Genomic DNA, 13,126 nt, shown 5'->3' on the forward strand with positions numbered 1-13,126 from the left:
ATTTTCTTCGGTTTCGGGTGAGGACTTTAGTTCTCAACCATCAGAGGAATTACGCACTCTGACCACAGAAACCGGGTTTTATAACAGGATTAAAGGTTATAGTCCTGTTTTTTCGTAAAAAACCCGGTTTCTGACTCTCCTAGATAACTAAAGCTTTCTTCCTTCTTCCTTCTTCCTCCTTCCTTCTTCCTCCTTCCTTCTTCCTTCTTCCTCCTTCCTTCTTCCTTCTTCCTTCTTCCTTCTTCCTTCGGCTTATGATTGACAGAGAATGGTGGACACAACAGTGGTTAGATTTAATAAATACCTACCGCTTCAAAAAACGCTTAGAACGTGGCTGGCAATACGCGCGCGAAGGTAAAGTTCTTAGCATTAAGTTCCCTAACCAAGAAGTAATCGCCGTAGTTCAAGGAACAGATCCCAAACCCTATCAAGTTTCTTTAGGACTCGACACATTGAGCGATGAAGATTGGGATTATGTGATTGAAAATATGTCGCAAAGAGCAGTTTTTTCAGCTAAATTACTAGCAGGAGAAATGCCGCACAATATTGAGGATGTATTTGCGGCCGCCGGCAAAACGCTATTTCCGTTAAGTTTATCTGATATTCGATCGCGCTGTAGCTGTCCTGACCCCAAAAACCCTTGCAAACACATCAGTGCAGTATACTACTTATTGGGCGATCGCTTCGGTGAAGACCCTTTCGTACTCTTTCAACTGCGGGGCCGAACCAAAGAGCAAATCTTGACAGCACTTCGTCAAAGACGAGGTACGCAAGGAGAGGAAAATTCCCAACTAAACTCCGGCGAAAATGCCCCCACTACCAATTCTAAATTGCCGAAGGTCGATCGCTTTTGGGAATACAACCAGCAGCTAGAATCATCTTTAGTAGTCATTGTACCCCCGCCCAGCAGCGAAACAGTATTAGATATCTTAGGCCCAATTCCCCTCGCCACCGACGGAAAAGGAACCGCTAGCAAATCCTCCCCTGCATCAGACGCCCTGAAGCAGCATTTTAGCAAAATCTACCAAGCAGTTAGCCAGCAAGCAGTTTTAGCAGCACTGAAACGGAGCGAAGGAGATTAACCTAATTTCATCGCACATAAGCTGTGTTGCATCTAGATTGCCTATGGTATTAGAGAGGGAGAGGGGGAGAAGAGGAGAGGGGGAGAGGATTTGAGGATTTTTGATCGAGACTCGAAATATACAATTTAAATGCACAACAGCTTAGGATAATAGGACTATGGCTGATAACAAATCAGGCTTTAATACCCCTTTTATTCTTTAGTCCCTCTTTGGTGTAACGAGAGTTTGTTGAGAATAGATTTCAACCGACGAGTCTTACTTTTTGCAATTTCAGTTTACACTTCCCCTAAATTACTCATAATCTCTATCAATTCCTGGGGGCGTTTAATAAAAAAATCTGGATTGTGTGCAGCCAAAGCCTCCTGAGAATTAAAACCCCAAGCTACAGCAATTACCTTAATTCCGGTTTTGCGAGCAGCTTCTATATCTCTAATCTCATCTCCCACATAAACGACTTGTTTAGGATTTATATGTTCTCTTTTTAGCCAGCTATTAATAACTTTATGTTTGCCAAAAGTTGAACCCGAGTAAATAAACGTGAAAGTGTCTTGCAAACCATTTTTTTCCAGCGATGCCAAGACGTTTTCTCTGGAATTAGATGTGATTATCCCCAGTTGAAATCCCCGTGTTTTTAACTCCAGTAAAACTTCTTTAATCCCCGGAAATAATTGAATATTGGGAATTTCGGTGCGTAACTCTGCTTTCAACATTCTAATCAACAGCGGGAATTTGAAGATAGAAATGCCCGAATACTGAAGAATTTGCCAAGAAGTTAAATTGCTCAGTTGAGCGATTTGCTCTTTGGTAGCAGACTTAAAGCCCAATTCTGCTGACAAACGGTTGGTGATGCTTAGAAGAATATCGATTGTATCTGCTAAAGTACCGTCAAAATCAAAAATAATTACTTTGGTCATTGGACAATAGCAAATAAGGAACGGGGAAGCATACAATTTTCGATTTTCGATTTTCGATTTTAAATGGGAATGATTTACTGCATAATGTATTGACTTTTAGCGATGCGTTTTAGATTTTAGATTTTAGATGGTAATGACTTACTGCATAATTTATTAACTCTTAGCGATGCGTTTTAGATTTTAGATTTTAGATGGGGGAATGACTTACTGCATAATGTATTGGCTCTTGGCCATCCGTACATACCCTAGGGTTATTATCTATAGGGTAAGGTGCCCCCTAAGCACCCTGAGCGCGAACATCTCAACTTTTAAGGGTGAATTTGATTTGCTTTCGCATTTCGCCGCAGCATTTCGGGTTTTATGCGCCGCAGCGCCGAAGCTGTAAATCTGCGGTTCCATTCTTCGTCGGAAATGTCGGCTAATTCTGCAAGTGTCGGCGCTATATTTTCAGGATAAGGCTCAAACTCTGCCACATTAGTTGGTTTAGCAAACCGCTGATTCCAAGGACAAACATCCTGACAAATGTCGCAACCTGCTACCCAGCCTTGTAAATTAGATGCAATTTCGTCGGGCAATTTTTCGGCTCGATTCTCGATCGTGTGATAAGCTATACATCGATCGGCATTCACCACAAAAGGTTCAGTAATTGCTCCCGTTGGACACGCCTCAATGCAGCGAGTACAAGTACCGCAATGTTCCGTATGAGGCTCATCCGACGCTAACTCCAAATTAGTCAAGATTTCGCCCAAAAACACCCAAGAACCGTATTCGCGCGAAATTACATTACCATTTTTGGCAATCCAGCCAATCCCAGCACGCTGCGCCCACATTTTATCCTGAATCGGCCCGGTATCAGCATAATACCGCGCTTCAATTCCCTCGCCTTGCGATCGCACCCAATTTGCCAAAACCTTCAGTTTTTTATGCAGGATTTTGTGATAATCCCTTCCCCAACCGTAGCGAGAGATTTTAGCATATTCGACCCCTGCCTCGACCCCCCTGCCCTCACAAGGCAGGGCGGTTTCATTCTTGGTAGGGGCCGTGCCCCCGTGCCGGCCCTTTTGGCCTGAAACCCCCATTCGATGGTTGGTGGCGGGGGTAGGCACGGGGGCACTACCCCTACAAAAACCTCGTTTTTCGTGAGAATGAAACAGCCCTGCCTCACAAGGGGGATTTGAGGGACGTTGGTGAGGTGTGTAGTAGTTGATGGCGACACATATTAATGACTGCACCTCTGGCATTATTAATCGAATATCCTCCCGTTTCGGGTTCGCCATCCATGCCATATCCGCCTGATAACCCTTGTCCAGCCAAGCTTGCAATCTTTGTTTTTCTAGATCGAAATCCATGTCTGCTGAGGCGATCCCGACTTTGTGAAATCCCAACTCAAGGGCTTTTTGCTTAACCAAATTGCTGCTAATTGGCGCTTTCATTTGACACCAGGCAAATATTTACCTTTTGTATTGACTATTTTGATTTTATATGATAATGCCAGCGATTTTAATGATTGGTTTCCTAAATAAACTAATTCGGCGCACAGTCTAGTGATGGCGATCGCAATTTACCAAAACATTGATTATAGTTTTGTAACTCAGCTATATTTAATTTATATTTGCACTTTTTAACAAAAAGTTACATAATTTTACTCAAGGGAGCTTGAGATTCCCTAACTCAACTACCTCACTAAAACCACAAATCCCACAGCATACACATGGCAGTTAGTATTCAATCAGCTCAATCTATTTTCTCCACCACAGAGATTGCTAGCGTTGTTCCGGCTACCACCGAAGCGTTCTACAAACTCAGCGTTGAAGACCAACTAGCCTTGCTCTGGTATGCCTACACCGAAATGGGCGTTTCCATCACCGCAGCAGCTCCCGGAGTAGCCAGCATGGCGCTTGTTGAAGGCATACTGAGCGAAATCAAGCAAATGTCGCCGGCTGCTCAAAGCAAAACCATGTTTGACCTAGCCAGCAACGCCGACACAACAATTGGCCGGATTTACACTTCCTTGCGCGTCAACACCAAACTCGGTTTCTGGTACGAGTTGGGACAGTTGATGAAACAGGGCGTTGTCGCTCCGATCCCCGCTGGCTATCAAATGTCTCCCGAAGCCACCACAGTTCTAGAAACCATCAAGAAACTAGATCCCGGTCAGCAAATTACCGTACTTCGCAACACCGTAGTTAACATGGGCTATGACCCTGCTTTTAACCAAGAGTACGGCAAACGCTCAGCCCCCCGCAGCACTCCCACCGCTCCAGAAGAGCGGGTGAAAACCCAAATTGAGGGTATCAGCGAGCAGACAGTGCTCAGCTACATCGACTACATGAACGCCTTCGACTTCACCCCAGCCGTCGGTTTATTTGCTGAAGAAGGTGCCCTGCAACCACCTTTCCAAAAGCCGATCGTTGGTCGCGACGCTATCCTCAACTATATGCGGGAAGAGTGCATCGGACTGAAAATGATGCCCCAGCAAGGTGTATCGGAACCCGCAGAAGATGGCTACCGCCAAGTGAAAGTCACTGGCAAAGTCGAAACTCCCTGGTTCGGATCGAATGTGGGAATGAACATCGCGTGGCGGTTTATGCTAGATCCCCAAGGTCAAATTTTCTTTGTGGCGATCGACTTGTTGGCATCTCCTAAAGAATTGCTCAATTTGATCCGCAAATAGAATATTCTGGTTGGCTCTGTTAAACAGGCTTGCCCAGAAACCCAGATGCCTTTATGTGTCTGGGTTTCTATCATTTTAGGTTTTAGATTTTAAATTTTAGATTCAAGAATTGAAGGATGGGAAATGACTGATGGTATCAGGGTTTACAGCTTGGCTACCCTTACATTTTTTGAAAGTAGTATTGATTTTGGTCGATCGCTCTGAAAGCTGCGATCGACGCTCTCCGGTTCCTCCTTTTTTCGGAGAATTATTTTCCTAGCCCTACTTATATCTTTTGAGGGATTTGCTGCGACAAAGAGAATGATTACAGTATAATCATTCATCTAAAATCACTTGTTTTATGACAGCAACAACTCAACCTATTTTAACTACCTCTATAAAGATTGCAGGCATCACAAACCCAACGGTACTGCGATATTTTGAAACTTTAAACGCGGGCGATTTTGACGCGACGGCTAATTTATTTGCCGATGACGGGGTTCTGCACGCGCCGTTTGAAGATCCCATTATCGGCAACATCTCGATCGCCACTTATCTCAAAAAAGAAGCGCGAGGAATGCAGCTAGAACCCCAGAAAGGTGTCAGCCAAATTTTAGAAGATGGCACTGTAGAAGTTCAGGTCAGCGGCCGGGTGCAAACTTCCGCCTTTGGTGTTAATGTCGGATGGCTGTTATTGCTCAATTCTGACCAAAAACTCCTTTCTGTCACGGTCAAACTGTTAGCTTCTCCCCAAGAATTGCTAAATCTGCGGTCGCAGACGAAATTTGATGTTTGATAAGCTGTTTCACATTTAAATTGTCTATTTTGGTTTGACCTGTCGATCGCACGTCATAGCTAAAGTCGTGCGATCGACAGGTTAATCGGCTTTTTATGGCCAGAATGAGGCAGAAACCGGGTTTTTTACCCAAATCTCTGGTGAAGCGTCGCTAACTGTTCAAAAACCCGGTTTCTTGGGTATTTGTGCTATCGGAAATTTACCCCTACAATCTTACAGTCTCGCCTTGGGCTGACACTACTTGACGGAAAACTGGCTGTCACCGCAGCGCGTGCGACAGACAGCCAAAGCGAGCCAAAAAGTGCATTGCCAATCATTAATGACTAATGACTAATGACTAATTAAGATTTTTCCGGCAAACTCGCTTCCAACTTCAGACAGTTGCGACCGTCTATTTGCAAAGTGTAGTCCACCCGATCCATAAGTCTGCTCATAATCAGCCAGCCGTAGCCGCTTTCCTGTTTAGCTTCCGGCCTCGGGGGATTGTAAGTATCCATTTCGTAACCTTTACCGTAATCCCAAATTTCTAAACCAATATCCCTATTTTTTAAATTCAAGCGAATTAACACGGGCAAATTGGGTTGATCTTTGTGAGCATGGCGGATCACGTTAGAATAGGCTTCTGCTAACACCAAGCGCAAACGATTCGACTGACGCGGCCAATCGACGTGCTCTCCTAGCTCTACTTCCAAACTGCTCAGCAACCAATTTTCAACAATTGTTAAAAACCGCAAGTCGCTTGGCACATGAAGCTCAGTATTCATAAAAAAATCCCGTAAGTTTGAAAACCCTGTGTCTTCCAGGTATGAAATACGACGCGCCGAATGGATTCGGCCTCAATACTTGTCGCTACTCGGGGGATACTAGCCTTTTCTGTTTAAAAATCAGGCATTCGTCATTCGGTAGAAGGCAGAAGTTAAGAGTATAGTTGAAAACTTTTGTTATGAGCTTAAAGCCCCTTAACAATTGATAATCATACCGAGACTGCAAGCAGTGAGGCATAAAAAATCTGTGTTTCAATCCTTGGCTTTTAAGCGTTGGTTTTTTCTGACGAATGCCTTCTACCTTAACCCTTGACAGGTATTTAATCCCCCAGGAAAGCGATTCAGGAAACTAGCTGCGCCATCGCCGGCTAGGTTTTTTTACTGTGGTTTTTTACTGTTGACCATAACGCCGTCCTTTGCAGGACTACTCTATGGGCCGTCAACAAGCAGGGCTTAAGTTTTTTCGGCTGCTCACCCCCGACTATGCGTCGGGAGTCGCTGACAGATTCAAAGAACCTCCAGAGAGAGTATGGTTTGGTCGTCTTCCTGAACGGGATTGTCGGCTCGGATGTAAGCCAACAAATTGTCCAAGTTGAAAGAACCAGGTTCCTGAATCAAGAGTTGCCAAAGCCCTTCTTGTTGTAGCATAGAACGGGTTGGTACACCCCCTGCGACCGCTTCAGTCGTCACGCTAGCTTCAGTAATTCCGTCACTCGTCAGCAGAAATACATCTCCTGACTTTAATTCGATCGCACCCGCTTTGCCTCTCCAAACTGGTAGTATCCCCAAGGGAATGCCACGAGCTTTCAGGAAATTCGGCTCGGCTGGCGTTTTACCACTAGCGGCTTGAGCTTTCACCTCCGAGTGAGACCAAACGATCGGGTAAATGTGACCGGCATTAGCAAAAGCGAGGTGTCCCGTTGACGGAGTGTAACGAGCTACAACCATTGTAATAAAATGGTTGTTGCCGATCAGGTCGTCAGACATACTGCTATTCATGTTCTGCATAACTTGATCGGGCTCTGGAGAAACTTCTTGGGAAAGTTCCCGCCGCATCACCGAAATCGCGCTGGCCATAAATAGAGCAGCCGGAACTCCCTTACCCGAAACATCTCCCACCGCTATCCAAATATCCCCTTGGGAGTGGACGTAGACTTCAAAAAAGTCGCCGCCAACTTCCCGCGCGGGATAGCAGCAAGCTTGCACCCTGACTGTTTCAAAATCCGGCCAACTTTGGCGCAACAAGTTTGTTTGGATTTGGCGAGCCACTTCCAACTCGTTTTGCATCTGCTTGGCTAAATCCAGAGTGCGCTGGTATAGCTTAGCTTGAGACAGGGCGAGAGCAGCTTGAGCTGCTACACCTTCTATTAACTCTATCTCTTCTGCTGACCAAGGGTTAGTGCCGCCAATCTGGGACAAAGCCAGTACCGCCAGCAATTCTTGCTGGTAAGTCAGGGGCACGGCAATCTCAACCGAGTTACCGTCCCCCCCACTGTTGGAGTTCACTTGAGTTTGGCGAGTGGCTACAGCTTGAACCAGCAAATTTTCATCAAAAGAAAAGCTACTGGCTTCAGAGGTTTGGGCTTGGTAGGGGAAGGTACTCGGCAATAGTCGATCGGCTTCTACCGGCCGCAGCATACAATAGTTGGCCTCAAAAGTTTGACCTACGGTTTGAACAATAGTTTGTACCATACTAGAGTAATCTAGCGACCCGCGAATCACGCTCATTACCTCATTGAACAGAGATTCCTTGCGTAAAGCGCGGCGCAATGCAACGCTGCGCTGCTTGTAGTATTTGTAAGTTTCTGAGGCTTGATTGATCACCAATTTGAGTTCTTCTGGATTCCACGGTTTGGTGATGTATTTGAAAACTTGACCTGAGTTGATGGCCTCAACCAAATCTTCAACATCGGTGTATCCCGTTAGCAGAATCCGAATCGTATCGGGAAATCGCTCGACGGTTTTCCCCAAAAACTCGGTGCCATTCATTTCTGGCATCCGCTGGTCAGATATAATCACGGCCATCTCGCCCTGTTCGTCTAGAACTTCCAGGGCGCTGAGGGCGCTATCTGCTTTGTAAACCTGAAAGTCGCGTCGAAACGTCCGGTACAATAAATCCAAGTTGTCGGGTTCGTCATCGACTACCATCAGTTTCAGCTTGCTTCCATCTCCCCGACTCATCTTTCTTCCCCCTTGAAAACCCCCACCATAGCTGTAATCAGCAAGGTGGCGGGAGGAAAAGGGGGGCTGGATATATGCAACATATCAGTTACGTCAAGTTGAGTTAAAGAAACCCGTTTTACCTCAAGGTGAGCATTCCTTTCGCACCATCTGTTCGCACAGATGAGAGGCTTTCGATACTGTAACCCGCCTCGGTAGGCAGCTTCAATAGGGAAAATTCCCGAGTCAGCTTTCACGCTGTGATACGAGCAATGATCTTGTTAGCAGTCGGTACTTTTCTAAACACACCAGCATTCAAAACGGCTAATTAATGCTCTGATTGCAGAGTTCTTAACTAGCTGGGCACTGTGCTCGGTGTGAATTTTAACACTTACTACTAACGCAGGTATTGCTACCTAAGTCTGGTCAACACCGGCTGTATTTCAAGCCCCACTGTACCCGGAGGGTTAGTGGTGGGTTGTTGGCGCTATTCCCTACATCTTCGCCGAATCGTACTTGATTGCTGCATCCAAGTCTCCCTAATCTCTGAACTTTTTGCAGCAAGCATATTACTACTGCCGAATCAAGTTATTCTTTCTGCCAGTCTGAGCTTAGCAGAACGAGAGCGGGGATTTCTAGCGACTTCTTCGGATTGTGGGACGATCGGCTTTTTTGTCAGTACCTGCAAATTGGGTGTTCCTCTGAGTTGGTGCTTGACTGGTCGGTCTTCGAGACTGTGAAATGTAATGATTCCGATTCTCCCACCTGGTTTTAACCACCTTGGGGCAACGTTTAGGAAAGTTTCTAAAGACGACAGTTCGGAGTTGACGGCTATCCTTAAAGCTTGGAAAGTGCGGGTTGCCGGATGGATTCTGCCGTTGCGCTGCTTGGGGGGGAAGCTGGAGGCGATCGCCCCTGCAAGTTCTGTTGTAGTTTGAAAAGGACGGCTTTGCACAATCCGCCTCGCGATGCGCCGCGACAGTCGCTCCTCGCCGTACTTGTAAATAATATCTGCTAGTTTAACTTCTTCCCAGTGGTTGATAATCTCTTCTGCCGTCAAAGATTGCTGCTGGTTCATACGCATATCTAGTTGAGCTGGGTGGCGAAAACTAAATCCCCGTTCCGGTGTATCGAACTGAGCAGAGCTGACGCCCAAGTCTGCTATGATACCATCAAATTCGGCCTCTGGGGACTGATATTCAGCAAAGTTGCCGTGCCAAAACTTAACGGGCGAGTTGGCAAATCGGTCTTGGCAAAAACGGATGGCTTGTTCGTCGCGGTCGATCGCCACCACTGTAACATCTGGCGCCGCCGCTAAAATCAAACTCGTGTGTCCGCCGCCCCCAAGCGTCGCGTCCAAATAGTGCCCGCCTGCACGCACAGCCAAACCCGCAATTAACTCGCTTCCCAAAACTGGAACGTGATAGGTGTCCATACTGACATCCGATCCAAGGGTCTCCTTCTCAGAGAGCTCGATATCCTTCATAATCATAAAAGCCAAACAAAAATCAACAATAGCTAGTAATCATTAATTCATTTAATTATGTCAAGAATTGAGACTAGAACCGAACCGATGGTGCTCAACATGGGGCCGCACCACCCTTCCATGCACGGGGTACTCCGGCTAATCGTCACCCTGGATGGGGAAGATGTGGTGGACTGCGAGCCTGTTTTGGGCTATCTGCACCGGGGGATGGAAAAAATTGCCGAAAACCGCACTAACGTGATGTACGTGCCCTACGTGAGCCGCTGGGACTACGCTGCGGGGATGTTTAACGAAGCGGTGACAGTGAATGCACCGGAAAAGTTGGCAAATATTGCTGTCCCCAAACGGGCTAGTTATATTCGGGTAATTATGCTGGAGTTGAACCGGATTGCTAACCACTTGATGTGGGTAGGGCCGTTTTTGGCGGACGTGGGCGCGCAAACTCCTTTTTTCTATACTATGCGCGATCGCGAACCAATTCTCGACTTGTGGGAAGCAGCCACAGGTTATCGAATGGTTAATAATAACTATTTCCGCATTGGCGGAGTTGCCGCCGATTTGCCTTACGGTTGGGTAGATAAGTGCCAAGATTTCTGCGATTACTTCCTTCCAAAAATTGACGAATACGAACGTTTAATTACCAACAATCCAATCTTTCGCCGCCGGATTGAAGGCCTGGGTACTATTTCTCGCAACGAAGCGATTAACTGGGGACTTTCCGGCCCCATGTTGCGCGGTTCCGGCGTAAATTGGGATTTGCGGAAAGTTGACCATTACGAATGTTATGACGACTTCGACTGGGAAGTCTGTACCGAAGCTGCTGGCGATTGTTTAGCCCGGTATTTAGTACGGATTCGGGAGATGCGCGAGTCGGTTAAGATTATCTATCAAGCCTTGAAAGGACTCCCCGGTGGCCCTTACGAGAATTTGGAAGCCAAGCGCTTAGAAAGCGGGCCAAAATCGGAATGGAATGGTTTTGACTATCAGTTTATTGGCAAAAAAGTTGCGCCGACTTTTAAGATTCCCAAGGGCGAACATTATGTCCGCGTTGAAAGCGGCAAGGGTGAGTTGGGGATTTATATTATCGGGGATGATAGTGTGTTTCCTTGGCGCTGGAAGATTCGGGCTGCGGATTTTAATAATTTGCAGATTTTGCCTCACATTGTGCGCGGTGTGAAGATTGCGGATTTGGTGGCAATTTTGGGCAGTATCGACATTATTATGGGCTCGGTTGATAGGTAGAAGGAAAAGGGCGATCGCATTTTTTAGCTGGTTGCTAAGGAGTGCGATCGCTGCTTTTTTCAATCCTTGATCGGCTACTATAAATTATGGAAGCTCAACCAAAAGAAATTCAGCGTTACGTCACACCAGATGGAAAAATTCCTTTCACTGAATGGTTGAAGTCTCTTCGAGATATCAAAGCTGAAGCCAAGATTCGCGGGAGGCTAGAAAGAATTAAGCTCGGCAATTCGGGAGATTGTCGCTCAGTAGGAGAAGGTGTTTTTGAATTAAGAATTGACTGGGGCCCAGGCTACCGCGTCTACTTTGGGCAAATAGAGCAAACGATTGTTCTCATCCTCTGTGGTGGAGATAAAAGCACTCAAAATCGAGATATTCGTAAAGCTATTGAATATTGGATAGATTACAGGAGTCGAGATAATGACTAAAAGTGTAAGTTACCAAGATGACTTGATTGAATTCCTGAAAAAACCTGAAGCTGCTGCTGCTTATATCGAGGCGATTTTGGAAGAGAAAAATGTAGAAGCGGAACTTTTACCACTAGCACTTAGTAATATGGTTGAGGCTCGCGGGGGCATAACTCAGCTTTCAGAGCTAGCTACGTTGCATTATGAAAAGTTAAAAAATCAGCTCTCAAAAACAGGAGGAGATGAAGTTTATCTGTTGGTGGCGTTGCTGGATGCTTTGGGATTTCAGCTAACAATAGGGGTTAAATCCGATCGTTCAACATTCGAGGGTGAGGGTGGGATCGCAGTTGCAGACCATCTTCCCACAGTATAACGGTTAATTATGAAAGTTCAGCAATCAGATATCAATGACAGTAACTCGGATCTCTGCGCTTTAATCTGCGAAAGAATTGCCGCCAGCCCGCAGCAGCGTATTACTTTTGCTGAATATATGGATTTGGCATTGTATCATCCGCAGCACGGTTATTACAATAGCGATCGCCAGTCGATCGGCAAACAAGGCGATTTTATCACGTCGTCTCATTGGGGTGCTGATTTTGCGGAGGTTTTGGCGGATCAGTTTGTGGAAATGTGGGAATTGCTCGTTAGCGGAGCCCTCGAAGAGGATCGCCCTTTCAATTTCGCGATCGTAGAAATGGGCGCTGGGCGGGGAAATTTTGCCAAAAATGTGCTGCAATATCTGCAACGGCAACATCCCGATTTCTTTCATATTTTAGAATACATTATTGTTGAACTTTCCCCTGGGCTCCAAGCGGAACAGCGGCAAACTTTAGCCGATATTAAGTGTGTTAAGTGGTGTAATTGGGATGAGATAGTTAATAACTCAATCGTCGGTTGTTTCTTTTCTAATGAGTTAGTAGATGCTTTGCCAGTGCATCAATTCTTTCTGCAAGAAGGGCAAGTTAGGGAGATTTACGTTGTCGCAAATACCCCAAAAAATGAACAAGAAGAGATAAAATTTGTTGAGGTTATTGGCGAAGTTTCCACGCCTAAAATTGCCGAATATTTGGATTTGGTAAGCATCGATTTGTCGGCGAGTGCTTATGGGGATGGTTATCGCAGTGAAGTAAATTTGGCGGCTTTGGACTGGATGAGTACAGTTGCTCAAAAGTTGCAGCGGGGATATTTGTTAACTATTGATTACGGCTATCCGGCGCACCGCTATTACAATCCGAGGCGCAGGGAGGGGACGCTACAGTGTTATTATCGCCACCGATATCACAGCAATCCTTATATTAATGTGGGGCGGCAGGATTTAACGGCTCATGTTAATTTTACGGCGTTGGAAAGGCAGGGTGAATTGTGCGGTTTGGATGTGGTAGGGTTTACTCAGCAGGCTTTGTTTTTGATGGCGTTGGGTTTGGGCGATCGTATTGCTTCTCTATCTACAAATGATGCGGAAGTATTGGATGTGGCAACGTTTTTGCGGCGCCGGGAGGCTTTGCATCAGTTAATCGATCCGATGGGTTTGGGGGGTTTTGGGGTTTTGGTGCAGTCGAAGGGGTTGAGGGAGGAGGAAAAGGGGAGAATGTTGAAGGGTTTGATGGTGCCTGATTAGTGATTAA

The 13,126-nt window shown here is 46.0% G+C and carries 14 protein-coding genes; 8 read left to right on the plus strand and 6 right to left on the minus strand.

All coding sequences use genetic code 11. The features are described from left to right. Nucleotides 1-89: 89 nt before the first annotated feature. Nucleotides 90-281 carry a hypothetical protein gene (locus QUB08_RS14395; protein ID WP_333225328.1) on the minus strand — a complete coding sequence of 64 codons (192 nt, stop codon included), beginning with the start codon at nt 279-281 and terminating at the stop codon, nt 90-92. On the opposite strand from QUB08_RS14395, the gene QUB08_RS14400 reads away from it, so the two are divergent. Continuing rightward, the gene (locus QUB08_RS14400; RefSeq protein ID WP_333225330.1) at nt 255-1,082 is read left to right on the plus strand and encodes an SWIM zinc finger family protein; all 828 of its coding nucleotides are present in this window, start codon (nt 255-257) and stop codon (nt 1,080-1,082) included. The two genes, QUB08_RS14395 and QUB08_RS14400, sit on opposite strands and share 27 nt — an antisense overlap. Nucleotides 1,083-1,357: 275 nt before the next feature. Here QUB08_RS14400 and QUB08_RS14405 read toward each other — a convergent pair whose 3' ends face one another. Continuing rightward, a complete protein-coding gene (locus QUB08_RS14405) occupies nt 1,358-1,996 on the minus strand; it encodes an HAD-IA family hydrolase (RefSeq protein ID WP_333225331.1) in 639 nt (212 codons plus the stop codon). A gap of 308 nt (nt 1,997-2,304) precedes the next feature. Then, on the minus strand, nt 2,305-3,429 hold the full coding sequence (gene queG / locus QUB08_RS14410; protein WP_333225333.1) for a tRNA epoxyqueuosine(34) reductase QueG: 1,125 nt from the start codon (nt 3,427-3,429) through the stop codon (nt 2,305-2,307). Nucleotides 3,430-3,707: 278 nt separating this feature from the next. Here queG and QUB08_RS14415 point away from each other — a divergent pair, with 278 nt between their 5' ends. The 3 genes from QUB08_RS14415 (at nt 3,708) to QUB08_RS14425 (ending at nt 5,445) form a co-directional block, all read left to right on the plus strand. Further along, nucleotides 3,708-4,670: an orange carotenoid protein N-terminal domain-containing protein gene (locus QUB08_RS14415; RefSeq protein ID WP_333225334.1), complete on the plus strand. Its 963-nt coding sequence runs from the start codon at nt 3,708-3,710 to the stop codon at nt 4,668-4,670. Between the two features lie 130 nt (nt 4,671-4,800). Then, entirely contained in the window at nt 4,801-4,929 is a 129-nt protein-coding gene (locus QUB08_RS14420) for a hypothetical protein (RefSeq protein ID WP_333225335.1), read from the plus strand. A gap of 81 nt (nt 4,930-5,010) precedes the next feature. After that, nucleotides 5,011-5,445 (plus strand): nuclear transport factor 2 family protein, encoded by a 435-nt coding sequence (locus QUB08_RS14425; protein ID WP_333225337.1) that lies wholly within the window; start codon nt 5,011-5,013, stop codon nt 5,443-5,445. Between the two features lie 341 nt (nt 5,446-5,786). On the opposite strand, the gene QUB08_RS14430 is transcribed toward QUB08_RS14425, so the two are convergent. The 3 genes from QUB08_RS14430 to rsmH all read right to left on the minus strand — a co-directional run bounded on the left by QUB08_RS14430 (nt 5,787) and on the right by rsmH (nt 9,804). Next, complete coding sequence (locus tag QUB08_RS14430; protein ID WP_006633914.1) at nt 5,787-6,209, minus strand: ATP-binding protein; 423 nt, start codon at nt 6,207-6,209, stop codon at nt 5,787-5,789. 507 nt (nt 6,210-6,716) lie between these two features. Then, complete coding sequence (locus QUB08_RS14435) at nt 6,717-8,390, minus strand: SpoIIE family protein phosphatase (RefSeq protein ID WP_333225338.1); 1,674 nt, start codon at nt 8,388-8,390, stop codon at nt 6,717-6,719. A 562-nt stretch (nt 8,391-8,952) separates the two neighbouring features. Continuing rightward, the gene (rsmH, locus tag QUB08_RS14440; RefSeq protein WP_333225339.1) at nt 8,953-9,804 is read right to left on the minus strand and encodes a 16S rRNA (cytosine(1402)-N(4))-methyltransferase RsmH; all 852 of its coding nucleotides are present in this window, start codon (nt 9,802-9,804) and stop codon (nt 8,953-8,955) included. Between the two features lie 108 nt (nt 9,805-9,912). Between rsmH and QUB08_RS14445 the strand changes: the two genes are divergently transcribed. The 4 genes from QUB08_RS14445 to QUB08_RS14460 all read left to right on the plus strand — a co-directional run bounded on the left by QUB08_RS14445 (nt 9,913) and on the right by QUB08_RS14460 (nt 13,119). Beyond that, complete coding sequence (locus QUB08_RS14445; RefSeq protein ID WP_333225340.1) at nt 9,913-11,097, plus strand: NAD(P)H-quinone oxidoreductase subunit H; 1,185 nt, start codon at nt 9,913-9,915, stop codon at nt 11,095-11,097. An 86-nt stretch (nt 11,098-11,183) separates the two neighbouring features. After that, entirely contained in the window at nt 11,184-11,522 is a 339-nt protein-coding gene (locus tag QUB08_RS14450) for a type II toxin-antitoxin system RelE/ParE family toxin (RefSeq protein ID WP_333225341.1), read from the plus strand. Continuing rightward, nucleotides 11,515-11,874 carry a transcriptional regulator gene (locus tag QUB08_RS14455; RefSeq protein ID WP_333225343.1) on the plus strand — a complete coding sequence of 120 codons (360 nt, stop codon included), beginning with the start codon at nt 11,515-11,517 and terminating at the stop codon, nt 11,872-11,874. Before QUB08_RS14450 ends, QUB08_RS14455 begins: the two co-directional genes overlap by 8 nt. 9 nt (nt 11,875-11,883) lie before the next feature. After that, entirely contained in the window at nt 11,884-13,119 is a 1,236-nt protein-coding gene (locus tag QUB08_RS14460; protein WP_333225344.1) for a class I SAM-dependent methyltransferase, read from the plus strand. Nucleotides 13,120-13,126: the final 7 nt, after the last annotated feature.

The sequence above is a fragment of the Microcoleus sp. BR0-C5 genome, assembly GCF_036705045.1.
Classification (GTDB): Bacteria; Cyanobacteriota; Cyanobacteriia; order Cyanobacteriales; family Microcoleaceae; genus Microcoleus.